The organism is Loktanella sp. 3ANDIMAR09, from assembly GCF_001420005.1.
In the GTDB taxonomy this organism is placed as follows: Bacteria; Pseudomonadota; Alphaproteobacteria; order Rhodobacterales; family Rhodobacteraceae; genus Loktanella.
On record NZ_LJAK01000013.1, the window covers coordinates 45455 to 70499 of the forward strand.

Annotated in this window: 29 protein-coding genes and 2 riboswitches; of the genes, 12 read left to right on the top strand and 17 right to left on the bottom strand. The window is 63.0% G+C overall.

All coding sequences use genetic code 11. The features are described from left to right. Nucleotides 1-73: 73 nt before the first annotated feature. From AN189_RS15670 to AN189_RS15700, 7 genes are all read right to left on the bottom strand, one after another. Nucleotides 74-706: an NAD(P)H-dependent oxidoreductase gene (locus AN189_RS15670; protein WP_056037985.1), complete on the bottom strand. Its 633-nt coding sequence runs from the start codon at nt 704-706 to the stop codon at nt 74-76. Between the two features lie 118 nt (nt 707-824). Next, nucleotides 825-1343: a glutathione peroxidase gene (locus AN189_RS15675; protein ID WP_157057524.1), complete on the bottom strand. Its 519-nt coding sequence runs from the start codon at nt 1341-1343 to the stop codon at nt 825-827. Nucleotides 1344-1402: 59 nt separating this feature from the next. Beyond that, entirely contained in the window at nt 1403-2017 is a 615-nt protein-coding gene (locus tag AN189_RS15680; RefSeq protein ID WP_056037993.1) for a d(CMP) kinase, read from the bottom strand. Then, a complete protein-coding gene (gene aroA, locus AN189_RS15685) occupies nt 2014-3366 on the bottom strand; it encodes a 3-phosphoshikimate 1-carboxyvinyltransferase (protein WP_056037996.1) in 1353 nt (450 codons plus the stop codon). The genes AN189_RS15680 and aroA overlap by 4 nt, the downstream gene beginning before the upstream one ends. A gap of 92 nt (nt 3367-3458) precedes the next feature. Then, nucleotides 3459-4193 (bottom strand): tRNA (guanosine(46)-N7)-methyltransferase TrmB, encoded by a 735-nt coding sequence (gene trmB / locus AN189_RS15690; protein ID WP_056037999.1) that lies wholly within the window; start codon nt 4191-4193, stop codon nt 3459-3461. Between the two features lie 38 nt (nt 4194-4231). Further along, nucleotides 4232-4981 (bottom strand): dienelactone hydrolase family protein, encoded by a 750-nt coding sequence (locus tag AN189_RS15695; RefSeq protein WP_056038002.1) that lies wholly within the window; start codon nt 4979-4981, stop codon nt 4232-4234. A gap of 255 nt (nt 4982-5236) precedes the next feature. Continuing rightward, nucleotides 5237-6163 carry a LysR substrate-binding domain-containing protein gene (locus AN189_RS15700; protein ID WP_056038005.1) on the bottom strand — a complete coding sequence of 309 codons (927 nt, stop codon included), beginning with the start codon at nt 6161-6163 and terminating at the stop codon, nt 5237-5239. Nucleotides 6164-6285: 122 nt separating this feature from the next. Here AN189_RS15700 and AN189_RS15705 point away from each other — a divergent pair, with 122 nt between their 5' ends. Continuing rightward, on the top strand, nt 6286-6828 hold the full coding sequence (locus tag AN189_RS15705) for a hypothetical protein (protein WP_056038008.1): 543 nt from the start codon (nt 6286-6288) through the stop codon (nt 6826-6828). 123 nt (nt 6829-6951) lie between these two features. Here AN189_RS15705 and metK read toward each other — a convergent pair whose 3' ends face one another. From metK to miaB, 8 genes are all read right to left on the bottom strand, one after another. Next, nucleotides 6952-8133 (bottom strand): methionine adenosyltransferase, encoded by a 1182-nt coding sequence (gene metK / locus AN189_RS15710; protein ID WP_056038010.1) that lies wholly within the window; start codon nt 8131-8133, stop codon nt 6952-6954. 5 nt (nt 8134-8138) lie between these two features. Then, nucleotides 8139-8187: riboswitch (SAM-SAH riboswitch) on the bottom strand. 33 nt (nt 8188-8220) lie between these two features. After that, nucleotides 8221-9714, bottom strand: coding sequence for an apolipoprotein N-acyltransferase (gene lnt, locus AN189_RS15715; RefSeq protein ID WP_056038014.1), 1494 nt, complete (start codon nt 9712-9714; stop codon nt 8221-8223). Between the two features lie 6 nt (nt 9715-9720). Then, nucleotides 9721-10596: a transporter associated domain-containing protein gene (locus AN189_RS15720; protein ID WP_056038017.1), complete on the bottom strand. Its 876-nt coding sequence runs from the start codon at nt 10594-10596 to the stop codon at nt 9721-9723. Further along, the gene (gene ybeY / locus AN189_RS15725) at nt 10593-11117 is read right to left on the bottom strand and encodes an rRNA maturation RNase YbeY (protein WP_056038019.1); all 525 of its coding nucleotides are present in this window, start codon (nt 11115-11117) and stop codon (nt 10593-10595) included. The genes AN189_RS15720 and ybeY overlap by 4 nt, the downstream gene beginning before the upstream one ends. Nucleotides 11118-11121: 4 nt before the next feature. Further along, complete coding sequence (locus AN189_RS15730; protein ID WP_056038023.1) at nt 11122-12126, bottom strand: PhoH family protein; 1005 nt, start codon at nt 12124-12126, stop codon at nt 11122-11124. A 134-nt stretch (nt 12127-12260) separates the two neighbouring features. Then, entirely contained in the window at nt 12261-12593 is a 333-nt protein-coding gene (locus AN189_RS15735; RefSeq protein ID WP_056038156.1) for a hypothetical protein, read from the bottom strand. 12 nt (nt 12594-12605) lie between these two features. Further along, the gene (locus AN189_RS15740; protein WP_253279654.1) at nt 12606-13097 is read right to left on the bottom strand and encodes an OmpA family protein; all 492 of its coding nucleotides are present in this window, start codon (nt 13095-13097) and stop codon (nt 12606-12608) included. A 247-nt stretch (nt 13098-13344) separates the two neighbouring features. Beyond that, nucleotides 13345-14655, bottom strand: coding sequence for a tRNA (N6-isopentenyl adenosine(37)-C2)-methylthiotransferase MiaB (miaB, locus tag AN189_RS15745; protein WP_056038026.1), 1311 nt, complete (start codon nt 14653-14655; stop codon nt 13345-13347). A 119-nt stretch (nt 14656-14774) separates the two neighbouring features. Between miaB and AN189_RS15750 the strand changes: the two genes are divergently transcribed. The 5 genes from AN189_RS15750 (at nt 14775) to AN189_RS15770 (ending at nt 18863) form a co-directional block, all read left to right on the top strand. Next, nucleotides 14775-15638: a hypothetical protein gene (locus tag AN189_RS15750; RefSeq protein WP_056038162.1), complete on the top strand. Its 864-nt coding sequence runs from the start codon at nt 14775-14777 to the stop codon at nt 15636-15638. A 101-nt stretch (nt 15639-15739) separates the two neighbouring features. After that, a riboswitch (TPP riboswitch) is annotated at nt 15740-15829 on the top strand. Between the two features lie 44 nt (nt 15830-15873). Next, complete coding sequence (gene thiM / locus AN189_RS15755; RefSeq protein ID WP_056038029.1) at nt 15874-16656, top strand: hydroxyethylthiazole kinase; 783 nt, start codon at nt 15874-15876, stop codon at nt 16654-16656. Further along, nucleotides 16647-17297, top strand: coding sequence for a thiamine phosphate synthase (gene thiE / locus AN189_RS15760; protein WP_056038031.1), 651 nt, complete (start codon nt 16647-16649; stop codon nt 17295-17297). Before thiM ends, thiE begins: the two co-directional genes overlap by 10 nt. After that, the gene (thiD, locus tag AN189_RS15765) at nt 17294-18097 is read left to right on the top strand and encodes a bifunctional hydroxymethylpyrimidine kinase/phosphomethylpyrimidine kinase (RefSeq protein WP_056038034.1); all 804 of its coding nucleotides are present in this window, start codon (nt 17294-17296) and stop codon (nt 18095-18097) included. Before thiE ends, thiD begins: the two co-directional genes overlap by 4 nt. A gap of 1 nt (nt 18098) precedes the next feature. Continuing rightward, the gene (locus AN189_RS15770; protein WP_056038037.1) at nt 18099-18863 is read left to right on the top strand and encodes a 3-oxoacyl-ACP reductase; all 765 of its coding nucleotides are present in this window, start codon (nt 18099-18101) and stop codon (nt 18861-18863) included. A 482-nt stretch (nt 18864-19345) separates the two neighbouring features. Here the strand turns inward: AN189_RS15770 and AN189_RS15775 are convergent, their stop codons facing one another. Next, nucleotides 19346-20347 carry an AraC family transcriptional regulator gene (locus AN189_RS15775; protein ID WP_056038165.1) on the bottom strand — a complete coding sequence of 334 codons (1002 nt, stop codon included), beginning with the start codon at nt 20345-20347 and terminating at the stop codon, nt 19346-19348. A 223-nt stretch (nt 20348-20570) separates the two neighbouring features. On the opposite strand from AN189_RS15775, the gene AN189_RS15780 reads away from it, so the two are divergent. The 5 genes from AN189_RS15780 (at nt 20571) to AN189_RS15800 (ending at nt 23285) form a co-directional block, all read left to right on the top strand. Further along, nucleotides 20571-21107, top strand: coding sequence for a hypothetical protein (locus AN189_RS15780; RefSeq protein WP_056038040.1), 537 nt, complete (start codon nt 20571-20573; stop codon nt 21105-21107). Nucleotides 21108-21137: 30 nt separating this feature from the next. Beyond that, nucleotides 21138-21605, top strand: coding sequence for a hypothetical protein (locus AN189_RS15785; RefSeq protein WP_056038043.1), 468 nt, complete (start codon nt 21138-21140; stop codon nt 21603-21605). A gap of 27 nt (nt 21606-21632) precedes the next feature. Next, nucleotides 21633-22046 (top strand): hypothetical protein, encoded by a 414-nt coding sequence (locus AN189_RS15790; protein ID WP_056038168.1) that lies wholly within the window; start codon nt 21633-21635, stop codon nt 22044-22046. Between the two features lie 57 nt (nt 22047-22103). Next, the gene (locus tag AN189_RS15795; RefSeq protein WP_056038046.1) at nt 22104-22781 is read left to right on the top strand and encodes an NAD(P)-dependent oxidoreductase; all 678 of its coding nucleotides are present in this window, start codon (nt 22104-22106) and stop codon (nt 22779-22781) included. Nucleotides 22782-22883: 102 nt separating this feature from the next. Then, the gene (locus AN189_RS15800) at nt 22884-23285 is read left to right on the top strand and encodes an MAPEG family protein (RefSeq protein WP_056038049.1); all 402 of its coding nucleotides are present in this window, start codon (nt 22884-22886) and stop codon (nt 23283-23285) included. 98 nt (nt 23286-23383) lie between these two features. Here the strand turns inward: AN189_RS15800 and AN189_RS15805 are convergent, their stop codons facing one another. Beyond that, the gene (locus tag AN189_RS15805) at nt 23384-24400 is read right to left on the bottom strand and encodes an AraC family transcriptional regulator (protein ID WP_056038052.1); all 1017 of its coding nucleotides are present in this window, start codon (nt 24398-24400) and stop codon (nt 23384-23386) included. A gap of 186 nt (nt 24401-24586) precedes the next feature. On the opposite strand from AN189_RS15805, the gene AN189_RS15810 reads away from it, so the two are divergent. Next, the gene (locus tag AN189_RS15810) at nt 24587-25045 is read left to right on the top strand and encodes a (2Fe-2S)-binding protein (RefSeq protein ID WP_056038054.1); all 459 of its coding nucleotides are present in this window, start codon (nt 24587-24589) and stop codon (nt 25043-25045) included.

Genomic DNA, 25045 nt, shown 5'->3' on the forward strand with positions numbered 1-25045 from the left:
TGCCCGCACCTGTCTCGATGCTTCGGCCCGCGTGTCATACAGCGCGGACCGATTTATCGCAAGCCCCGAGGGGTCAGTCGATGCGTGTAAACAGGATGTCGCGGTCGCGGCGCACCTTTGGCGCATTCACCAGCCAGTCGTTTTCCGCGTCACGGTAGCCCAGCGGCAGGATAACACAGGTTTTCAGACCTTTTTCACGCAGGCCGAGGATCTCGTCGAACTTGGCGGGATCGAATCCTTCCATCGGGGTGGCGTCGACCTCTTGTTCGGCTGCGGCCAGCATGGCGACGCCCAGCGCGATATAGGCCTGTTTCGCGGCGTGCTGGAAATTCACATCAGCGTCGCGACCGACCAGCATCCCCTTGAGGTTTTCATAATAGTCGCGGACCTGGTCCGTCACACCGCCACGGGCGTTTCCGGTTTCGTCGCGTACCATGTCAATGCGTTCGTCGGTATAGTCATCCCAGGCCGCAAACACGAGCACATGGCTGCCGTCCACCAGCTGCTGCTGGCCGAATGCGGCCTCTGACAGTTTGGCGCGGATGTCCTTGTTGGTGACGACCATCACCTCGAACGGCTGCGTCCCGCTGGAGGTCGGCGCAAGCCGCAGCGCGTCGAGGATCGCGGTGACTTTTTCTTCGGGGACGGATTTGGTCGGGTCCATCTTCTTGGTGGCGTAGCGCCAGTTCAGCAGATCGTTCAGCATGGTCTATCACTTTCAATCGGGAGGCATCCCGCCGCGGGATGTTCCGCCAAGAGATAGTCAAAACGCAGCAGCGCAAAACCGTGCAAATTGCACAAGCGATTGTGCGGTCCTGCGCGGATCAGTTCAGCAGCGTCTCGATCCGCGCGGTCAGTTGCCGCGATGTGGGGCGTGTCTGCGCACGCCATGTCCCGGCGATCTGCCCCTGCCCGTCCAGAAGCACCTTGTTGAAATTCCAGTTCGGGACGAACCCGGTTTCGGTTTCCACCCATTTGTAGAACGGATGCGCCTGCGCGCCCCGCACGCGGGTGATCGTGGTCATCGGCAGGTTCAGGCCATAGGTCATTTCGCAGTATTCCCGGGCCTCCTGGGCGGTGTCCAGTTCCTGGTTGAAATCATCCGACGGCACCGCCACGACCACCAGCCCCGCATCAAGGTAGGTTTCGTGCAGCGTCTGCATTTCGGTCAATTGACCTGCAAAACCACACAGCGAGGCGGTGTTGACCACCAGAACCGGTTGTCCTGCAAAATCGTCCAGCGCCAGATCGCCCCCGTCGATCGACGCAAAGGTCATGCGCGGATCGGCGGCCTGCGCGATCGTGGCGGTCAGGGTCAACAACAGGGCAAGGAGGTATCGCATGAGTCTGATCCGGTGGCTGTGCATGTGTTAAGTAACACGCACGGGCGGTCAGACCAGTTTCAGCCCTGCGGCATTCTTTCGCTGATGATGGCGATGGCGCGGGCGCGGGCCTGATCGGCCGTCAGGTCGGATGTATCCAGCAAAACCGCATCATCGGCCGGGCGCAGCGGGGCGGTGGCGCGATTTGCATCGCGGTCGTCGCGGGCGCGCACCTCTGACAGAATGGCCGCACGGTCGGCGGCTTGCCCTGCATTCACCAGTTCCAGATAGCGGCGTTCGGCGCGGGTTTCGGCGCTGGCGGTGACGAAGAGTTTCACCGTCGCATCCGGGCAGATCACCGTGCCGATATCGCGCCCGTCCAGCACGGCACCGCCGTCGCGCGCGGCGAAATCCCGCTGGAAATCGACCAGCGCCTGCCGCACCTCGGCGATGACGGCGATCTGGCTTGCGGCCTCTGCCACGGCCTGCGTGCGCAGGGCCGGGTTGTCCAGCGCCGCAGGTTCCAGCGTTTGGGCGACAGTGATCGGATCGCCCCCGGCCAGCACCCCCGCCCCGACGGCACGGTAGAGCAGCCCGGTATCAAGGTGCGCAAAGCCGAAATGCGCCGCAAGCGCCTTGGACAGCGTGCCCTTGCCTGCGGCGGCCGGACCGTCGACGGCGACCGTCATTTTCATGCGTTCGACCGCACGATCTGCGCACCCAGTTCGGCCATCAGCGGCTCGAATATCGGAAATGACGTTGTGATTGGACGGCCATCGTCAACGCTGACCGGCTTTTGCGCCGCCATGCCCATCACGATGAAGGCCATTGCGATCCGGTGGTCCAGACGGCTTGCCACGGTGGCGCCGCCGGGCACATTGCCAGCGCCCAGACCTATAACCTGCCACCAGTCGTCACCCTCGGCCACGTCAACACCACAGGCGCGCAGCCCTTGGGCCATGGCGTCGATGCGGTCGCTTTCCTTGACCCGCAACTCCTTGACCCCCTGCATGTCGGTGACACCGGTGGCAAAGGCCGCGACGACCGACAGCACCGGGTATTCGTCGATCATGCTGGCCGCACGGGCGGGTGGCACGGCGATGCCATGCATGTCCGGCGAATAGCGGGCGCGCAGGTCGGCCACGGGCTCGCCGCCCTCGATCCGTTCGTTTTCGTAGGTCAGATCGGCCCCCATTTCGCGCAGCGTCGTGAACAGGCCCGCGCGGGTCGGGTTCAGCCCGATCCCCGGCACCAGCACGTCGGACCCCGGCACGATCAGCGCCGCACAGACCGGAAAGGCGGCAGAGCTGGGATCGCGCGGCACGACGATATCCTGTGCTGTCAGCTCCGGCTGGCCCTGCAGGGTGATGACCCGGCCTTCGTCGGTGTCCTCGACCTCGATGTCTGCACCAAAGCCCGCAAGCATCCGTTCGGTGTGATCGCGGGTCGCTTCCTGCTCAATCACGACGGTTTCGCCCGGCGCATTCAGCGCGGCCAGCAGGACGGCGGATTTGACCTGCGCGGATGGCACGGGGACGGTGTAGCGGACAGGCAGCGGGTCACGCGCGCCTGCGATCGTCATGGGCAGGCGCCCCCCCGCGCGGCCGGTGGCACGCGCGCCGAACAGGGCCAGCGGGTCGGTGACGCGTCCCATGGGACGACCGTTCAGAGAGGCATCCCCGGTGAATGTCGCGGTGATCGGGCTGGTGGCCATGGCCCCCATGATCAGCCGCACGCCGGTGCCGGAATTGCCGCAGTCGATGACGTTTTCCGGTTCTGCAAAACCGCCGACGCCGACGCCCTGCACCGACCAGTTGCCCTCGCCGTGATCGGTGACCGTCGCGCCAAAGGCGCGCATCGCCCGCGCGGTGTCCAGCACGTCGTCACCTTCGAGCAGGCCGGTCACGCGGGTGGTACCCACGCTCAGCGCACCCAGGATCAGGGAACGGTGCGAAATCGATTTGTCGCCCGGAACATGCGCGGACCCTGTCAGGGGGCCACAGGGGCGGGATGTCATCGGGATCGGGGTGCCGTGGCCGGACATAGCGGTCTTCCTTTGCTGCGCGCCAGATCCCTACCCCACTGCGCGGCAGGGGAAAAGCCCACACGGGTCGGTGGGCGGGGCGATCCGCGGCGTCAGCCCGCGGGAGCGGCGTCCCCGTCCCGCCGGAACGTCAGATAATGCGGGGTGCGATCCTCGCGGATCGCCTTTTGTTCATAGCGGGTACTGATCCAGTCATCCCACGGCTGTCGCCAGTCTGCCGGGCGTTCTGCCGTCCAGGTAAACCCGGCCTTTGGGACCTCTTCCAGCGTCTGGCGCACATAGCTTTCGATATCTGTCGCCACGCGGAACTCGGCCCCCGGCTTCATCACCCGCGCCAGCGGCAGCAGGTGTTCGGGCGTGACAAACCGCCTGCGGTGATGCCGCGCTTTGGGCCAGGGGTCGGGATAGTTCAAAAACGCCTTGGACACGCAGGCATCGGGCAACACGTCGAACAGATCGCGCACGTCGCCGGGATGGACGGCCAGATTATCCACATCCGCCTGACGCACCTTGCCCAGCAGCATCGCCACCCCGTTGATGAACGGCTCGCAGCCGATGATCCCGATCTGCGGGTTGGCCTGTGCCATGCCGATCAGATGTTCGCCGCCACCGAACCCGATTTCCAGCCACAGCGGTCTGCCATCGAAAATGGCCTGCGGATCCAGCGGGTTGCGGTCGGGGTTCACGTCCCAGCCGATAGGTCCGGGCGATAGATCATCCAGATCGTTTTCCAGATAGTCCTTCTGGCTCGCGCGGATGGTCTTGCCCTTGAAGCGGCCGTAAAAATTGCGCCACGGGGCGCCGGAGGGGTGTCGATCTTGGCTCATGCCGGTCCTTTAGACCGATGACACCCCCCGGCGCAAGTTTACAGCTGTTCGGACAAAAAGGCGCGCAGCCCTTCCCATGATCCCTGATCCGCCGTCAGATCATAGTCGTCCGATCCGAACACGGTAAAGCTGTGCAGCGCACCGCCAAAGACCTGCGCGCCATGTGTGACGCCGGCCGCGTTCAGGTCGGTCAGCAGGGCTGCCAGTTCATCCATGCCGGACACCGGGTCGGCCGATCCGTGAAACAGCATCACGGGTGCCTGCACATTGCTGTAATCCTGCCCCTCGGGCAGGCCCAACCCGCCGTGAAAGCTGACAAAGCCGTCAATCTCGGCACCGGCGCGCGCAGCCTCCAGTGCCGCGGCACCGCCAAAGCAGTAGCCCATCATCACGATGTTTTCGGTCCCGCCGGTGATGTTCGGCACCTCGGCGATAGCCCCCAGCAGGCGCGCGCGGAACGTGTCGCGGTCGGCATACATGGCACCGGACAGGGCGCGGTATTCCTCGAACCCCTGCGGGTCGGTATCGGCCCCGTAAACGTCGATGGCAAAAGCGGTATAGCCCTGTGCCGCCAGCATGTCGGCGCGGCGTTCCTCGTAGTCGGTCATGCCGTCCCAGTCGTGCACGATCAGCACGGTGCCGCGCGGCGTGTCCAGATCGGTGTTGGTCGCGACGTAGCCTTCGAAGGTGACGCCGTCGATGTCATAGCTGTGATATTCGCCCACGATTTCGGCCTGTGCGGCACTGGCGATCATGGCGGCGGCAGCGGTCATTGCGATGGTTTTCATGGTTGTCTCCCTGCGGTGGTCTGATGTGAGGGATGTAGGGCGACGCAGGGTAAAGTCGCCTGACGAAAGGATGCATGATTTCGCGGCAAGTTGCCGCAGCGCACAGGACAGGACGTCGGCCACGTTTCTGTCTGTGCGCCACGATCGGGGATGGTCCCCACCAGCGCAGGGATGGGCCGCGCGCAACACCCGTCGGTGTGACCGTGACTGCCTGTTGCGGCGGCAGGCCGTGACCCCGCCGATCCACGGTGTCCACTACCGGAAACGCGCATCGCGCGTGGCGCGTATCTCTTCCTTGACGACGATCAATTCGGCGGCGAGGCGGCGAAATTCGGCGGCGGTGGGTGACGACCGGCGCCAGTGCAACGCGATCGGATGAACGGCCTCCGGGTGGACCAGCTTGCGCACCTTGAAACCGGGATCGCGGACCGCTTCTCCCAAGGCATAGAGCGAGGGCAGGATGGCCACCCCCGCGCCCATGACCGCCATCTGCCGCACGGCATCCAGGCTGCCGCCCTGATAGTCGCGACTGAGGTATGTGCCTGCCGCGCGCGCCAGGCGTTCGACGATATCATGCATGCTGAACCCCGCGCTGAGCGACAACAGCGGACTGTTCGCCAGATCCGCGAGGGTAACGGGACCATCCCCCCGAGAGATCGGATCATCGCTGGCCGCGCAAACCCAAAGTGCCTCTTCAAACAGGAATGCACTGTCAAAGTCGGGTTCGTTCGTTGGTGACCCGATGACCGCATCGACCGTGCCGACCTTGAGCAGGTCAAGCAGCTGGCGCGTCGTGCCTTCCTGAACAAACAGGCGAAGTTCGGGAAAGAGATCGTGCAGCCTTCGGTTCGCGATGGGCATGAAATAGGCCCCCACCGACGGAAGCACGCCAATCGATAGTCGTCCTGCAAACAGGCCCATGGCGCCGCGCGCAACGGCCTTGAAATCACGCACCTCATGCAGGATCAGTCTGGCCCGCGCCAGAACGGCCCGGCCGGTCGGTGTCAGCGCCACGCGCCGCGAGGTGCGTTCAAAAAGACGGACCCCCAGCTCTTCTTCCATGGTGCTAAGCTGTTTGGACAGGCTGGGCTGACTGACGGCCAGCGCCTCTGCGGCGGTGCCGAATGCGCCGTGATCGGCGACGGCCACGAAATATTCGATCTGCCTCAACGTCGGTCGCATGACATCCCCTCGCATCCATTCCCTGTAGCTATTGAAAGCCGGAAAACATTCAATTGGTAGTATGAAAATAGCTGCCCATATCTCGGTCACCACCCCAACCAACCACGCAAAGGAAGACTGACATGACACATCCCAGAACGCTTGCAGCAGCTACGGTCATTGCGTTTGCCGCCTCCAGCGGCACCGTTTTTGCGGCCGACCAGTCCGGTTTGACGCTTGAACAGATCACCGCCGCCCAGACGGCATGGGGCGAGGGCATCGTGAACATCGGCCAGATCCACACCGACGGCGGCGACTACCGTGCGGCGGCGACGGATCACATCAATACCTTCTACGCCTACGAAGAAGGTGAGGTGCTGTTCAAACCGACACTTGCCGCCGAGGACCAGTTCCGCGGTTCATTCGACGAGGCGCTGTCCTATTTTGTCGGCGGTGACATCGCCGAGGACGGTGGATTCGCGATTGCGCCCTACACCAATGTCCGCTGGGAAAACGAAGGCACGATCATCAGCGGCGATACCGCCATGGCGATGGGCAATTATTTCTTTACCACGACCGACGGATCAGAAGTGAAGGTTGAATACACCTTCGGCTACGAGCTGATGGAAAACGGCGAGCCAAAGATCGTGCTGCACCACTCATCCCTGCCGTATTCGCCCAGCTAAGTACTGATCTGGGCCAGGGTTCGGCCCGGCCCGGTTTCCAGTCCCATGGAACCTGAGGTGCCAGCGGCCAGACAGCAAAAAGGGCGGACAATTGTCCGCCCTTTTCACCATGATCGAGGCAGATCAGACCGCGCGCTTCAGCGCCTCGGCCAGATCAGTGCGTTCCCAGCTGAAACCGCCATCGTCCTGGGGCGCACGACCGAAATGGCCGTAGGCCGCCGTGCGGGCATAGATCGCGCGGTTCAGGCCCAGATGCGTGCGGATCCCCTGCGGGGTCAGGTCCATCACCTGCGGAATGATCCGTTCGATCGCAGCCTCGTCGACCTCGCCCGTGCCGTGCAGATCGACGTAGATCGACAGCGGTTTCGCGATACCGATGGCATAGGACAATTGCAGGGTGCAGCGCGACGCCATGCCGGCCGCCACGATGTTTTTCGCCAGATAGCGCGCTGCATAGGCGGCTGAACGGTCAACCTTGGTCGGGTCCTTGCCGGAAAACGCGCCGCCGCCGTGGGGGGCCGCACCGCCGTAGGTGTCCACGATGATCTTGCGGCCCGTCAGGCCCGCATCGCCGTCGGGTCCGCCGATGACGAATGTGCCGGTGGGGTTCACCCACCATTCGGTCGCATCGGTGATGAAACCCTCGGGCAGCGTTTCGCGGATATAGGGTTCCACGATGGCGCGAATGTCGGCCTGGCTTTGCGCCTCGCTCTCGTGCTGGGTGGACAGCACGATCTGGGTGACCTCGACGGGTTTCCCGTTTGCGTAACGCAGGCTGATCTGGCTCTTGGCGTCGGGACGCAGCAGCGGTTCAGCACCGGATTTGCGCACCTCGGCCAGACGGCGCAGGATCGCATGGGCATACTGGATCGGTGCGGGCATCAGATCGGGCGTTTCCGTGCAGGCGTAGCCGAACATGATGCCCTGATCGCCGGCACCCTCGTCCTTGCCTTCGGCGCTGTCGACACCTTGGGCGATATGCGCGGACTGGTTGTGCAGCAGGTTCGTGATTTCCACCGTTTCATGGTGGAACTTGTCCTGCTCGTAGCCGATGTCCTTGATGCAGGCGCGGGCGATCTCGGGCACGCTGTCCTTGAATGTCGCGAGACGCGATTTGTCGGACAGGCCAACCTCGCCGCCGATGACGACGCGGTTGGTCGTGGCAAAGGTTTCACAGGCAACGCGCGCCTCTGGTTCTTCGGCGAGAAAGGCGTCGAGGACGGCATCGGAAATGCGGTCGCAGACCTTGTCAGGGTGACCCTCAGAGACGGACTCCGAGGTGAAAATGTAGTCTTGACGTGCCATGAAAGTGCTCCGGTATGTTGATCCCACCCCGTCAGGAAGCCGTTGGAATGGTGAATGGATGCGGCCTATGCGCTGGCCCTAAGGGGGTCAAGCGTCAAGATTATGGCGGCGCTTTGTTGTGATGAGTGTGACCGCAAGACCGAGCAGGACCAACAGCAGCACAGGCCAGTCTCCGGCGCGGGCATAGACCGTGACGGGATCTGCTGGCGGCAGGGGGGCGTCGATATGTCCCGCCTCGCCCAGCGGCAGCGATGCAAGCACCCTGCCCTGCGCGTCGATCATCGCGCTGATACCCGTGTTGGCCGACCGCACCATCGGCAGGCCCTGTTCGATCGCCCGCAGGCGGGCCTGCGCCAGATGCTGTTGCGGTCCCGCCGCACGGCCAAACCAGGCGTCGTTGGTAATCATCACCAGCAGGCGGGGCCGCGCACCGGGAACCGCCACCTCTTCGGCAAATATGCCCTCGTAGCAGATCAGGGCGCGCGCCGCGCCAATGCCGGGCAGGTCGATCAGGGATTGGCGCGGCACCCCCTTGGCAAAGCCGCCACCGTCGGACGGGGCCAGCCCGCGCACCCCCATGGATTTGAGCAGATCGCCAAAGGGGACATATTCACCAAAGGGCACGAGATGGGATTTATCGTAAATATCCATGACCTGCGCACCGCGCCCCAGCACGATCAGGCTGTTGTAATACTGATCGTCCTGCACCCGGTTGATACCGGTGATCAAAGGCGCGCCGCGTGCGGCCTCTGACATGATTTCCAGCTCGGGCCAGGCGAAATCCAGCCGGACGGGGATCGCGGTTTCCGGCCAGACGATCAGGTCCGGCACCGGGTCAACACGGGTCGCAGCCATCATCCGGTCAAAGAACACGGCGTTGCGTGCGGGGTCCCATTTTTCGTCCTGTGGCGCATTGGGCTGGACGATGCGCACCAGCGGACCATCCGTTGCAGGTGCGGGGCCCGGTGCCAGCAGTGGCCATGCGCAGGCGGCAACGATGAACGGCACGCCTCCCCACCAGCGGCGCTGGCTCAGGCAAACAAGGCCCGCCGCCACGGTCAGGATGACCAAGGTCAGCAAATGCGGCCCGCCCAGCGCGGCAAGCTGTGCCATCGGCGTCGGGATCAGCGCGTGACCGATCAGGCCCCAGGGAAAACCGGTGAACAGATAGCCGCGCAACGCCTCAGTCAGGGTCAGGCAAAGCACCAGCGCAGGCAACCGCCCGGCCCCGATCCAGCGTGCGACCGCGACGCCTGCGACCCAGAAAAGCGTCTCGCGCAGGGCCATGAGGCTGACGCCAAAGGGTGCGGCCCAGCCCCATGTGGCCGCGTCCACCAGAAACGGTTCGATCAACCAGCGCAGCGTGAACCCGAAATAGCCCAGCCCCACGGCCAGCACGGCCGTCAGTGCAAGTCGCAGTGTCGGGGCGCACGACAGCACCCAGAGGATCGCAGCCCAGCCGATCACCGCGGCAGGCCACAGATCGAACGGCGCATGGGTCAGCGCGGTGAAAACACCCAGCCCCGCCAGCGCCCCGAACCGCAAAAGCCCGTGGACGGACCAAAGGCGTGCGCCGGTCATGGCGGATCAGTCCTTGGGCATCCGCACACGCAGGCGCTTGATGCGGCGCGGATCGGCGTCGACCACCTCGAATTCGGGACCGTCAGGATGCTGGATGACCTCGCCGCGCACGGGGACATGACCGGTCAGCATGAAGACCAGACCGCCAAGGCTGTCGATTTCCTCTTCGTCGATCTCTTCGTGTTCGGTCAGGTTCATGCCGATTTCGGCTTCGAATTCCTCGAGCCCGGTTTTCGCCTGCACGAGGTAGACACCCGGTGCCTCTTCGGTCCAGCTTTCGGCCTCGTCGACGTCGTGTTCGTCCTCGATCGCACCGACGACCTGTTCGATCAGATCCTCGATCGTCACCAGACCATCCGTGCCGCCGTATTCGTCGATCACCAGCGCCATATGGATGCGTTCGGTCTGCATTTTCGCAAGCAGGATGCCCAGATGCATCGACGGCGGCACATAGAGAAGCGGACGCAGCAAGGCGCGCAGATCGAATGCGGACGCTTCACCATTGAAACCATATTGCAGGGCAAAATCCTTGAGGTTCACAAACCCCATCGGTGTATCCAGCGTGCCGTCGAACACAGGCAGGCGCGTCAGACCGCTTTGGCGGAACACCTCGACCAGTTCATCCTTGGACGTGGTGACGGGCGTGGCCTTGATGTCGGCCTTGGGCACGGCGACGTCCTCGACCTTGAGCCTGCGCAAGTTGAGCATCCCCAGCATCGGTGCTGCGGCCCCGGTGGCCCGCAGGTTTTCCGGGGTCAGGTCGCTGGTGTCATCGTTCGGGCTGAGAGCCTCGAACAGGCGTGCAAAAAATCCGCGACTGGCGTCGTCGCTCTGGTCATCGCGGTCGGCATGACTGCCAGACCTGTCATCGTTGTCGTTCATTGGCCCTCTGCCTGATCCCGCCCCGTGGCGTCATCGCTATATGGGTCTGCATGCCCCATGGATACAAGTATCTGCGACTCGAGTCCTTGCATCAAGTCCGCATCCGCGTCGCGTTCGTGGTCGAACCCCAGCAGATGCAGCGTGGCATGGACCAGCAGATGGGTGGCATGTGCAGTGATGGTTTTACCTGCCGCCGCAGCCTCGCGGGCGCAGGTATCATAGGCGATGGCGATGTCACCCAGCTCGGGGTCCACCGGATCGGGCGGCAGCGGCATTTCGCCGTCGATCCCCGCAGCGCGTTCATCCGATGGCCAGGACAGCACGTTGGTCGGCGCAGGCTTGCCCCGGAAATCGGCGTTCAGGGCCGCGATGCGGGCGTCATCGCACCCCAGCAGGCTGATGTCCCATTGCGCGGGGTCCAGCCCCAGCTCGGCCAGGGCTGCCGCCGTTGCGGCCTCGGCCAGTGCCGCAAGGTCCAGCGCATCCCAGCGTGGGTCCTCTGTATTGAGGTCGACCGTCACGGCATCACCCTTTTGCAGCGTCCTCGGCCTCGTAGGCCTCGATGATGGCGGCGACCAGCGGGTGACGCACCACGTCCTTGGACGTAAAATAGTTAAAGCTGATCTTGGGGATGTTTTTCAGCAGGCGTTCTGCGTCCCACAGACCCGAACTGACGCCGCGCGGCAGGTCGATCTGGGTGCGGTCACCGGTGATGGTCATGCGCGACCCCTCGCCCAGACGGGTCAGAAACATTTTCATCTGCATCGACGTGGCGTTCTGCGCCTCGTCCAGAACGACGGCTGCACGGGCCAGCGTGCGCCCCCGCATAAAGGCCAGCGGCGCGATCTCGATCCGCTTTTCTTCGATCAGTTTGGCGACTTGCTTGGCCGGGAAAAAGTCGTTCAGCGCATCATAGAGGGGCTGCATGTAGGGATCGACCTTGTCCTTCATGTCGCCGGGCAGATAGCCCAGTTTTTCGCCCGCTTCGACGGCGGGGCGTGACAGGATGATCTTGTCCACGTTGCCGCTGATGAAATGGTTCACCGCGACAGCCACGGCCAGATAGGTCTTGCCCGTGCCCGCAGGGCCGATGCCGAACGACAGTTCGTTTTCGAACAGCGACCGCACATAGGCCTTTTGCGCCTCGGTGCGGGGTTCGACCAGTTTCTTGCGCGTCTTGATTTCCACGCGGTCCGCTGGCGTCCCTTTGAACATTTCCTTTTGGTCACCGGGTTCGGGCGGGCCGGGATCAATGCCCAGCCGCATCGCGCTGGTCACATCCCCCGGTTCCAGACTGCGACCGGACTCGAGCCGTTCATAAAGGCCGATCAGCACCTTGCGGGCGTTCTGACGCGCATCCTCGTCGCCCATCACCTCGAGCTGGTTGCCACGGCGCAGGATCTGCACGCCCAGCGTGCTTTCGATTGCGGCGAGGTTGCTGTCGTATTCGCCGCACAGGTCGATCAGCAGAAAGTTGTCGGGGAATTCCAGCGGTGCGTCTGGTGCTGCGGTCAGGGTGCTATCGGGCAATCAAGCCTCCGGTGTTCAAGCGTGTCCTATGATGGTGGCCGCCGCGTGTGACAAGTTCAAGTCACGAGATGCAAACGAGCGCAATTGACGCAAAGAAAAAAGGCCGCAGATGGGATCTGCGACCTTTTTGGTCATTAGCGAAAGTTGCTTGCGCGAACCGGATCCGGGATTGCGCCACCGGACTTGAACGGTCCCACCGCCGTAGATGGCGGGGCAACACCGGAACAGACCGGGCGTCCGTCGGGGGTCATACGTTCCGACAAATACCCTTCGACGCCGTCATCGATGATCCAGTGGTCGCAGCCGTTCGGATCGACCCAGATGCCGGCAACCAGTGTCGACAGGTGTTTGGAGTCGATGCCACGGTCGACGCTCTTGTCACCGGGTGTTGCCGCCAGATCGAGGTCGGCGCAGGCCGTCAGCGCCGCACCAGCGAGGATCAGGCCAATCAGTTTCATGCTCTTCATGTCCATTCCCCTTTAGCGGATGCAGTAAATTTCGACGCGGCGGTTTTGCTGCATGCCAGCGTGGGTGTCGTTCGTGGCGCGCGGCTGACGTTCGCCGAAACCCTTGACGTCGACGACGCGTGCACCCAGGCCCTGCGCCACGGAAGCAACCGCGCCGGCGCGGTTGTTGGACAGGCGGATGTTGTATTCATCTGACGCGCGGCTGTCGGTGTGACCGTAGATCATGAAACCGAATGCATTGGCCGTGCGAAAGAATTCCTCGAGCTGGGCACGGGCATGTGCCGTGATGTGCCAGCGGTCGGTTGCGAACAGCGTGTCCGTCGGGATCACGCCGCAGATTTCAGACCGGTGACAGACCGGACGTCCGTCACGCGTGCGATGCGGTGACATGTAACCTTCTGCGCCGTCATCCATGGCCCAGTGTTCGCACCCGTCGGGGTCGATCCAGATCGTGGGCTGATAAATCTCGCCGCGCTGCTGGGCGGCAGCACTGCTGCCGATCATGGTCGCCGCCAATGCGGCAGCCATCCCGACCTTCAGAATTTCGTTAAATTTGAATGCCACGTCGGAATCCCCTCAAAAATCGCCACCCACAACCAAATGTAGGACAAGGCAGCATTAACACATAATCGCCACGATTCTAGCAAGTATGGTGAGTTCGCCAAGCATTTTTTCCACATATTGTGTCGCAAACGGCAACAATGGTGGAGTTTTGTGCAGATTTGAGATAGTTCAGGCGGGACGTGTGGTGTCAGTCCACCAGCACGCCCCCCAAGGAATTCGGACCAGCCGTTTCGATCCTGACTCGGCGAACCTGACCGATGGCCGTCTCTGGCGCATCCGCATAGACCGCATGCAGATAGTCGGATTTGCCGATCAGCTGACCGTCGATGCGGCCTTTCTTTTCGAACAGAACCCCCACCTCGCGGCCAACCATGGTGTTTTGGATCGCGCGTTGCTGTTCGGTCAGCAGCGCCTGAAGCCGTTGCAGGCGGTCGTTCATCACGTCCTCTGGCAGTTGCGGTTTTTCGGCCGCCGGCGTGCCCGGACGGGTGGAATATTTGAACGAATAGGCCTGCCCGTAGTTCACGGTCCGGATCAGGTCCATCGTCGCCTCGAAATCGTCTTCGGTCTCGCCGGGGAAACCGACGATGAAATCACCCGACAACAGGATGTCGGGGCGCGCGGCACGGATGCGCTCGATCAGGCGGATATAGCCCTGGGCCGTGTGCTTGCGGTTCATCGCCTTGAGGATCCGGTCCGACCCGGACTGCACCGGCAGGTGCAGATAGGGCATCAGCTTGGCGCATTCCCCGTGGGCGGCGATCAGGGCGTCGTCCATGTCATTGGGATGGCTGGTGGTGAACCTGATGCGTTCCAGCCCGTCGATTTCGGCCAGATCCCAGATCAACCCCGCCAGACCGCCGTCATGGCCGTGATAGGCATTCACGTTCTGACCCAGCAACGTCAGTTCGGCCACACCGGAATCGACCAGTTCGCGTGCCTCCTGGATGACGCGGGACGCGGGGCGGCTGACCTCTGCGCCGCGGGTATAGGGCACCACGCAGAAGGCGCAGAATTTGTCGCAGCCTTCTTGTACGGTCAGGAACGCGGACGGGGCGCGCTTTGCCTTGCTGCGCGATTTCAGCGTGTCGAATTTGTCGTCATCGGGAAAATCGGTGTCCAGCGCGCGCTGACCACTGCGGACCGCGTCGTCCATCGCAGGCAGGCGGTGATAGCTTTGCGGCCCGACGACCAGATCTACGACCGGTGCGCGGCGCATGATCTCTTCGCCCTCGGCCTGTGCCACGCAGCCTGCCACCCCGATTTTCAGATCCGGGTTCGCATCCTTGAGAGGCCGCAGGCGGCCCAGTTCGGAATACACCTTTTCCGCCGCCTTTTCGCGAATGTGGCAGGTGTTCAGCAGGATCATGTCCGCATCTTCGGGGGTGTCGGTCGTGACATAGCCCTGCCCGCCCAGCTGTTCGGCCATGCGTTCGCTGTCATAGACGTTCATCTGACAGCCGTAGGTTTTCACAAAAAGCTTGCGGGGTGCGGACATCGGGTTCACTCGCTTGCAGGGGTCGGGGCGCACGATCCCTAACGCCTGCTGCTGTGTCTTGCAATGCGGTGCAAATTCACCGAGTCTGCGCCCAGTCCCAAAAGACCGTGATGCCAGCCATGATTTATGACAGCCTGTCCGCCTTTCTGACCGCCAGCAAGGGCGGCCTCGGCAAGGGACCGATCGCGCTGATCCTGCTGGAGGACGACACAGAGGTCGACAGCACCCTGCGCCACCATCTGGAATGCGGGTTCCGCAAGGTCGTGGCATTCGGCATGCCCGATATCGTGGTGGCCGAAGATGTGGCCGACAAGGTAACGCGCGTGCACATGGACGTGCTTGCCAAAGGGGCCCTTGAAACCATCGTCAACGCGGTGATCGGCATCGCGGACGGGGCATGGATTTTCTACTGCTACAATGCGGAATACCTGTTTTTCCCGTTCTGCGAGACACGCAGCGTCGGCGAGATGATCGCCTTTTCGCTGGAGGAACGCCGCCACACGATCCTGACCTTTGTCGTGGATATCTACGCCGACGATCTGACCGCGCACCCCGATGCCGTCAGCATGGAAAATGCCCATCTGGATCGGTCCGGCTATTATGCGCTGGCGCGACAGGATGCGTGGAACAACGACATCGACCGCCAATACGATTTTTACGGCGGCCTGCGCTGGAGGTTCGAGGAACATGTGCCCAAGCCGCGTCGCCGGATCGACCGCACATCGCTGTTCATGGCGAAAAGAGGTCTGGCGCTGCGGGACGATCACACCACGAACGACCCCGAATACAACACCTATGCCTGCCCCTGGCACAACAGCCTGACCGCGACGGTGGTGTCGTTCCGCACGGCCAAGGCATTGGTCCGCAATCCGGGATCCGCCCCGCATATCCAGACCTTTCGCTGGCACAACTCTGCCCCGTTCAAATGGCATTCCCAGCAGTTGCTTGAACTGGGGCTGATGGAACCGGGGCAATGGTTCTGACCGGCTGACAGCCCCCACAACAGCCATCAGCGATATTCTGACGCGCCTGCGTGATGCGGGGCGGCACCGCGTTGACATGCCGATCGAACTGCGCAAACGTCCGACCACGCCAGGGGCGCCGCAAGGCTGAGATGCACCCTTTGAACCTGAACCAGATAATGCTGGCGGAGGGAGGTCGTGACCGAACCACGGGGTTCGGCCCGTCTCTTTGTCCGTCCGCAGACGGAGAGACCGAATGAAACCAAGTGTAGCCTGTCAGGCGATGCGGGACCGCGTGCCACTGGTGCATTGCATCACCAACTACGTCGCAATGAACATCGCCGCGAATGTGACGCTGGCTGCAGGTGCGTCCCCGGCCATGCTGCACACCCCCGAAGAGGTGGCCGATTTCACGCCCCTCGCAGGGGCATTGACCATCAATATTGGCACCTTGTCGCCACATTGGGTCACGGGCATGCTTGCGGCCGCCGCGGCTGCGAAATCGCACGGCGTGCCCTGGGTTCTGGACCCGGTCGCACATTTCATCACCCCCTACCGGGCCAATGCGACCAATGATCTGCTGGCGCAGCAACCGGACATCATACGTGGCAATGCGTCAGAGGTCATTGCGCTGTCAGGCCAGGCCGCGTCGGGCAAGGGTGCGGACAGCGGCGATGAGGTGGCGCAGGCGCAGGATATTGCCATCCGCATGGCAAGCCAGCGCAGCTGCGTCGTGGCCGTCACTGGCCCGGTGGATTTCGTCACCGATGGCACGCGCCACCTGATGGTGCATGGCGGGTCCGACCTGATGCCCAAGGTGACCGCGATGGGGTGTTCCCTGACGGCCGTCATCGGGGCCTATGCAGCGGTTGCACCCGCCTTTGACGCGACGGTCGCCGCCCTGTCGCATTTTGCCGTGGCAGGGGCGCGTGCAGGCGCGGACTGCCCCGGGCCGGGTCATTTCCAAGTCCGGTTTCTGGACCAGTTGCATGCCCTGCAACCGGCCGATCTGGACGCGGCGCGGCTGACATGGCTCTGATCCGCGCGCAATTGCGCCTCTATCTCGTGACCGATCCGCTGCTGTGTGCGCGGATGGGGCTGATCGAAACCGTCACGGCAGCCGTGCGGGGGGGCGTCACCTGTGTGCAGCTGCGCGACAAGTCGGCCACCACCCACGCGCGCATCGACGCAGCCCGCGCGGTGAAATCCGCGCTTGCAGGTTCGGGTGTGCCGCTGCTCATCAACGATGACTTGGATGCGGCTGTCGCCGCCGGGGTTGACGGTGTGCATCTGGGTCAGGATGACGTGCAGGTCGCCACGGCGCGGGCCCGTCTGGGCCCAGAGGCGATCATCGGGCTGTCATGCGAAACCCCGCAGGATGTGCGTGCCGCCGATATCGCAACCGTCGATTACCTCGGCCTTGGTACGGTGTTTCCCACGGCAACCAAGGACGACCACAAACCCAGTATCGGTCTGGACGGACTAGCCAGGCTGGCAGGTCTGACCGACCTGCCCTGCGTGGCGATCGGCGGCCTGAAACACGCGCATGCCGGGGCGGTGCTGGCCGCAGGCTGCGACGGCATTGCCGTCGTTTCGGCCATTTGCGGCCAGCCTGACCCGGAAACCGCAGCCCGCATACTCAGACAAGCCATGACCCCCACCGCAGGAGAAAACACATGATCCACAACGTCCTGAGCATTGCAGGGTCCGACCCGTCAGGTGGTGCGGGAATACAGGCCGATCTGAAAACCTTTGCGGCGAACGGCACCTATGGCATGGCCGTTCTGACCGCGCTCACCGCGCAGAACACCCGCGGCGTCAGCGGCGTCGAGACGGTTTCGCCCGCATTTGTGCAGGCGCAGATTGCCGCCGTTTTCGACGACATCCGGGTCGATGCGGTCAAGATCGGGATGATCGCGACCGCCGATATCGCGATCGCCGTGGCAGAGGTTTTGTCGCGCCACCCCGGCGTGCCCATCGTCCTGGACCCGGTCATGGTTGCCAAGGGCGGTGCCACCCTGCTGGCCGAGGATGCCATTGCCGCCGTCAGATCCGCCCTGCTGCCGCTCGCGGCCGTCGTGACGCCGAACCTGGCCGAGGCTGCCAGATTACTGGACCAGCCGCAGGCAACCGATCGCAGCGGCATGGCAAGACAGGCCGCCGCCCTGGTCGAGCTCGGCCCGCGTGCCGCATTGGTCAAGGGTGGCCATCTGGATGGATCGGACAGTCCGGACGTGCTGCACAGCATGGGTGATGTTCACTGGCTGGAGGCCATTCGGACGCCCGGTCGCAACACGCATGGCACCGGATGCACCCTGTCGTCCGCGCTGGCCGCACATTTGGCACGGGGTGCCTCCCCCCATGACGCGGCAATTTCTGCGAAACGCTATGTCACCGGGGCCATTGCGGCGGCGGACACCCTGTCTGTCGGCCACGGCCACGGCCCCGTGCATCATTTTCACGCCCTCTGGAGAGACTGACATGACCACAGCCATCAACGCACAAACCGTTCTCGTGACGGGCGCAGGACGCGGCCTGGGGGCCGCGATCGCCACGGCCTTTGCCCGCGAGGGCGCACAGGTCATCATCAACTATCGCAACAGCCGCACGGCGGCCGAGGCATTGGCAGACAGGCTGGGCGAGCGCGCCGTCGCATTGCAGGCCGATGTGACAGACGCTGATGCAGTCGCCCGGATGGTCGATATTGCCACCGCCCGGTTTGGCCCGATCACGACGGTCGTGCACAACGCGCTGGCTGATTTCAGCTTTAACGGCGATGCGCGGGAGGATCTGACCACCCTTGCTCCGGCGCACATCACGGCACAGCACGACACCGCCGTACGGGGTGCGCTGCATGTGGTTCAGGCAACGATACCAGCCATGAAGACAGCGAGTTTTGGTCGGATCATCACGATCGGTTCAAACCTTCTTCAAAACCCGGTGGTGCCTTATCACGCCTATATCATGTCAAAGGGTTCGTTGTTGGGTCTGACGCGCAGTTTTGGCCGCGAATTGGGGGAATTCGGCATCACCGCGAACATGGTTTCGGGTGGATTGCTGCGTCAGACAGATGCGAGTTCTGCCACACCGGAAGCGGTTTTCGACCTGATTGCGCAAAGCACGGCATTGGGGTCGGTGACGACACCGGCAGAGGTTGCGGATGCGGTTTTGTTTTTCGCAAGTCCATGGTCGCGCGCGGTGACGGGTCAGAACCTGATCGTCGATGGTGGTCTCGTTTACGGATAAGACGGGGCCACCGCGCGATGCGTCTTTCGGCCATTGGGCCCGGTTCGCAACCGGGCGATGGCCGCACAGAACACAGGTCCAATGATGACCCGCTGCGACGGTGGATATTGTGGGGGCCGTCATGTCTTGGCCCCTTTTAGCCGTGCGTGCTGTTTTGGCTGCGGGGTATTGGCGCGTTGGTCGGAGGTCACAATAGAACCTACAGCCCGCACGCAATTTGCCATCCCGAGGCAGCTGCTAACGTTCAGATATTTCTGTATTATTTTGGTTTCGGGAGGGCGATTTGGACACTGTTTACAAGATATTGCTCACGCTACGATCCGACGATGAAAGTGCTCGCCACCATCGGCCCAATGCCGCCGTTCGCCGCCCGGTTCATCGCTGCGGCGCGGCTTCAGCGAAGCAGACCTTCGCGCTACGCGAAGTCAGACCGCCTGGACACCTTGATAGACCGGCGATCTTTTGAGACGCTTCCAGCTTCCTCAAGTTTGATTTTCGCGCAGCGCCTGAGGAGTCACGCCTGTCCATTTCCGGAAAGCGCGCTGGAAGGCAGTCGGATCGCGATATCCGACCAGGTGCGCGATCTGCTGGTTGTTGAGGTTGCTCTTGACCAGATAGCGGATCGCCAGGTCCTTTCGCGTCTCGTCCAGCAGGGACTGGAACGTGACGCCTTCGTCACCCAGACGGCGCAGAAGTGTGCTTCGGCTGAGTTTCAGGCGCCCGCAGACATGGGCGATGGTCGGTTCGGTGATTGAAAACGCCTCGAGCATGGTCGCCCGGACCCGGTCCGACAGGGGCAGACCCTTGGACTGGATCATCGCCTGGGCCTGAAGGTCCGCCTCGGTGGCCCGCCAAAGCTCGGGGTTGTCCGAAATGAAAGGTGTGTCCGCATCGGCGCGGGAATAAGTGAGCGCAGCGTCACCATGTTCAGGGATCAGGCCGAAGGTGTCTTCCAGACGCGCGCGTTCGTCCTGCGGCAGCGGCAGGCATACCCGCAGCGGGCGGATCGCATGGCGCGCCAGCGCATTGGCCTGTGCGTGCAGATAGATGATCTGGGGGCTGCTGAACGATGCAGGCAGCGGTGCGGTAGCAACATCCGGCGCGACGCGGACGGTGAACGCGGTCGCACTGCGCGACAGGATGAACTGCATCGGCCCGAACAGGCTCTTGAACGCGGCCATGCGCGTGACGCCCGTCTCAAAGTCAGGGGCTGTGGAAAGTGCAAAAAGAACCGGAATCGCGGGACCGCCCGCCATCCGAAGCCCCAGCAGTTTCGAGACATCCTGCGCGCCGGACAGGTCAATCAGCGCCGACCAGAGGCGCAGGTATTCGTCGGCCGAAACCAGAAATGCGTGGTCATTGCGTTCGGTTGCGACGATCCCCGCGCGGATCAAAGCCTCGCTCCAATCGACGCCAAGCATCCTGCAGATCGGACCCGACAGGACCGCAGAGGTGTAGATCGGGTTATGCGGTGACGTCTGCATGACGGCGGCCTTTCCAGAGAGCTTTGCCTTGCCTCGCACCAGACCTTTTTTCTGCATTCGCCGCAATGAGGCTGAGCCGATCTGCAAGTCGATGGAACAATCGGCAAGTCCTATCTTGTGGAATCCGGGCCGCGACCGGGCTTAACCTTTCTGCAAGACACGCCACATGCCGGGGTCCTCGGGTCCGGTTGCGGCATGTTCTGCACATGGAGGAGCCAGCGCAATGCCATCCGATCCTTATCGCGACCGTGTCAACGCGCTGGCCGTCGTCACCTCTGCTGCGTTCTTCGGGGCCAATGCATTCATCGGGCTGTCGATGGGGGCTTTCTGGCTGGGCTTGCCTGCGACCGATTTCGTCGCTCAGTTCTTTCCGCAGTTCAGCACTTTTCTCTACACGATCATGCCGCTGTTCCTGGCCATGCTGGTGGGCTTGTTCCTTTCGGCGCGACTGGACCGCGATATGCCGGAGGCACGGCGCAACTGGCGGATTGCGCTATGGCTGTATCTTGTCCTGTCGCTGATCACGGTCCTGTTCCACATGCCGCTTAACGTGCGGCTGGCGGCGGCGGTCGGGTCGCCTGTCGGCGATGCGCTGGATTTCTACAAAGCCATCGCTGTGGTCGGCCCGGTGACAGAGGAAAACGCGGCAACGATCCGCGCGGTCTGGCTGCTGGGTCACATCCCGCGGGTTCTGATCACCTTTGCCATTCCCGTCTATGCGCTGCGCGCCATGGCCGTCGGACCCGCCCATTCAAACTGATTTGCCCCAACCTGAAAAAGGCTGCCAACGATGCAACACGATAAAACCCACCTTCTGTCGCTTGCAGTTACCGCCGTCGTTCTGATGTCGACGTTTGGCCTGCCAGCCCTGGCACAACAGGCGCAGGAACCCGACGCACAGGTCCGTGTTCCGGCCGATCAGGTCGCTTTCGCCCCATTCCCGGCCCCTGGCGTTCGCAGTGTTGCACTTTTTGGCGGCGTCGGGACCGGGGAGCCCACGGCGATGACATCGCTGCTTGACCCGGCCACCTACGCCGTGCTGCCGCATACCCACACGCACGGCTATTGGGCGATGGTCGTCAAGGGCCGGATGCAGCATTGGCAACTGTCCGAGCCGGACCGGGGGCCAGATCTGCTGCCAGGCGCCTACTGGTTCCAGCCCGGCGGCGTGCCCCATGCGGAGGATTGTCTGGGGCCAGAGGTCTGCCAGGTCTTCGTCGTCTTCGGCGCGTCCGCAGATTTCACGCCGGTTCAATAGGCCATGACCGATGCCACAGGAGTTCTTATGACACCGCGCATCCGATGGGCCATCGCCGTGCTGATGGGGGTCACGATCTTTCGCGCCCAAACGATCCTATTCCTGCCGCAGCTGGAAATGTTCGGCGGCCCCGCACCCGATGGCTGGTTTGGCCCCTGGCTGAGCGACACGATCATCGGCTTTGCCCTGCCCGTGATGCTTTATCTGTTCTGGACCCGGCGTAGTGCGGCGATCTGGGGCGTGCTTGTCGCCTATAACGCCGTCGGGGCCTTCGATTATTCGCAAGGCCTGATCACCCAGGTGATCAGCCCGATGCCGGCCGAAATGGCCTCGGCCACCACGGTCTATCTGGGGATCGGCCTGTTCATGACGGCCCAGATCGCGGCACTGGGGCTGTTGTTCCGCCGCGACGTCATCGCCGCATTCACGGGGCGGGGCTGATACCCATGCGCCCCTGTCACGCGTCTAACCGATACCCTCTGCCCGAAAGATTTTCTCATGACCACTGAACCGCAAGCAGACGTAACAATCGCAGTGTTCGGCGCGACCGGCCAGACCGGACGGCATGTCCTGAACCATGCCCTTGCGCAAGGTCATGCAGTTCGGGCCTTGGTGCGCGACCCTAGCAAGCTGCGCATCGCGGCAGAAGGGCTGACGGTTATCGCAGGCGATTTCGACAATGTCGCGGCCCTGCAGGAAACGGTCAGCGGCGCCACCCATGTGATCTGCTGCGCGGGCGGAACCTACGGCAAAGGCTACGACAAGGGCATGATGACGCGCTTCATCGCGCGGCTTTGGCCTATCCTCAATGCAGAGGCATCAGTCAGAACCTTCCTGTTCCAATCGGTTTTCTTTGCGCCTGAACCCGACGGGTCCAATCCCCTGATCCTCAAGCTGCTTGCGCCCGTGGCTGCCTATTTTACGGGTGCGACCGAAATGTTGCGGGATAACACGGCTGTCACAACATTCATCGCAGCACATCGCGATGTTTCATTCGACACCATCGTCACCCGCCCCGGCAAGATCGTGGACAAGCCGCGCGGCACCCCGCTGGTCGCCAGCCGGACGCCCAGCTTCGCCGCCATCACCTTTGCCGATCTCGGTGCCTTCACAGTGGGCGCGGTGCAGGACGCAACGCTGCATGGCACCTATCCCTTTGTTGCCCCCAAGTCTTGAGAATGCACCCATGACTGACGTCACTCTCGAAATCGCATCACTCTTGGAACGTAAACGAACCTTCATCGACGAAACAGAAACAAACTGCGGAGGACTACACCGATGACACTCGAAGCCCTGAGTATCGTCATTTATGCCATTCTGATCTTTGGTGCCGTTGCGGTGCAAGCAAGCTATGCCGCGCTCACGGCAGGTTTGGCCTTCGGGTTCTCCAATCGTGAAACCACGCAGCCGGGCCTTGGCCCTGCTGGCGCACGGATCGACAAGGCCTTGGGCAATCTCAAGGAGGGGGCGGTCATGTATTTGCCGCTCGCGCTTTTGGCTGTCAGCCTTGATATTTCGAACAGTTGGACGTGGGGCGCGGCACTTGTCACAATTCTGTCCCGGTTGGTCTATGTGCCTGTCTTCTATTTTGGCATACCGGTTATGCGCACCTTGGTCTGGGTTCCGAGCTTTGCTGCTATTCCGGCGCTTGCGGTCGGAATTGTGATGGGGGCGCCCTGATGAGATGCCGCTGCAACTTTTCAGGCAGGCGTGCCTCTGGCTACCATACCCCGGGGCAAACCCCAGTTGGAGACCCTGCGCCACACTTCCCCCGACATCTAGCCGGCCTTTCCCCTCTGTCGCATCAATGCCTCTCGAAAGACGAGGGGCGCTTGTCCCGTCCACCGCCGGAAGCTGCGCGAAAAGCTGTTGGCGTCACGGTAGCCGAGGACCTTGGCGATCGCATCGGCGCGCAGGGTCGTCTTGGTCAGATACCGGATCGCGATGTCGCGCCGCGTGGCATCCAGCACGTCCTGATACGACGTGCCTTCGGCGCGCAAACGTCGTTGCAAGGTGCTGCGGCTGATGTCGAGCGCGAGGGCCACATCCTCGGCACCCGTGCGCCCTGCGGGCATCAGATCGACCAACGCGCCCCGCACCCGGTCCACCACGGGCCATCGATCATTTTGCGCGACCAGCTGAAGCTTCAGGTCGGCCTCGATATCGGCCCACAGCGCCGGGTTTTCGGAAATGAACGGGCGCCTGGCATCCTCGGGCGAGAAGGTCACATAGGCCGCATGCGACCGCTCCGGCATGACGCCAAGATGTCCCGCGACCATGCGCCGGTCTTCCTGGGATCCGTCGAAACCGGCGGCTACGGCGCAGACCGGATGGGCGGTGGCACCGCGCATGTTCTCGACCGCGACCACAAGTTGCAGGGCACCAAGGCTGGGTGGCATGGGAACGCGGGGATCGACGCTGTCGTATTCCAATCGCAACAATCCGTCGTCCCGGAACACCCGCATCACCGTCGGGCCAAGCAGCGATTTGAACTGCGCCAGACGCATCAGCCCGGTTTCCATGTCGGGCGCGCAGGACAGCGTGAAAAAGACCGGAATGACCGGCCCGCGCGAGATCGCGACACCAAGGTGAGGCACGTAGTCGGGGCGCGGCGACAACACCTCCATCGTGTTCCAGCAGTCGAAATACTGCTGGGCCGTCCCGCGCAAGTCGGTTTGCCCCTGAGCCAGCGTGCCAAGACCCGCGGTCTTGAGCATCAGTTGCGAATCGACGCCAAGGATACGGCACGCCACGTCGGTCGCCATGAACAGGGAATATGTCTGTGATCTGTCCACGCTTGCATCCTTTGGTGACACTGCCTCTCTGCCACGCGCGGTTTGGCCGGACCAGCCTTGGGATACCCGCTGACCCGATCTGCATCCATCTGACCGGATATGCATATCGCTGCACCATCTTGGTGCGCCTAACCTAGTAACATCGGCAGCCAAAGGCCCTGCCCACCAGCCCACCCGGAGAAAGTCATGAACCTTACGATAAACGGCACCAGCCACACCGTGAACCTGCCAGACGACATGCCCCTGCTGTGGGTGCTGCGGGACGGCCTGAACATCACCGGCGTCAAATACGGCTGCGGCATCGCGCAATGCGGGGCCTGCACCGTGCATATCGACGGCGTGGCGGTGCGGTCCTGTCAGGTGGCGCTGGCGGATGTCTGGGGCGAGATCACGACGATCGAGGGGCTGGGCGCGCCCGACGCCCTGCACGCAGTGCAAACGGCCTGGATCGAACACCAGGTGGCGCAATGCGGCTACTGCCAGTCCGGCCAGATCATGCAGGCGGCCGACCTTCTGGCCCGCAACCCGGAGCCTACGGATGCGGACGTCGATGCCGCGATGTCAGGCAACCTGTGCCGCTGCGGGACCTATCCCCGCATTCGTGCCGCCGTCCACGCTGCCGCCAGCGCGATGAAGGAGGCGTAA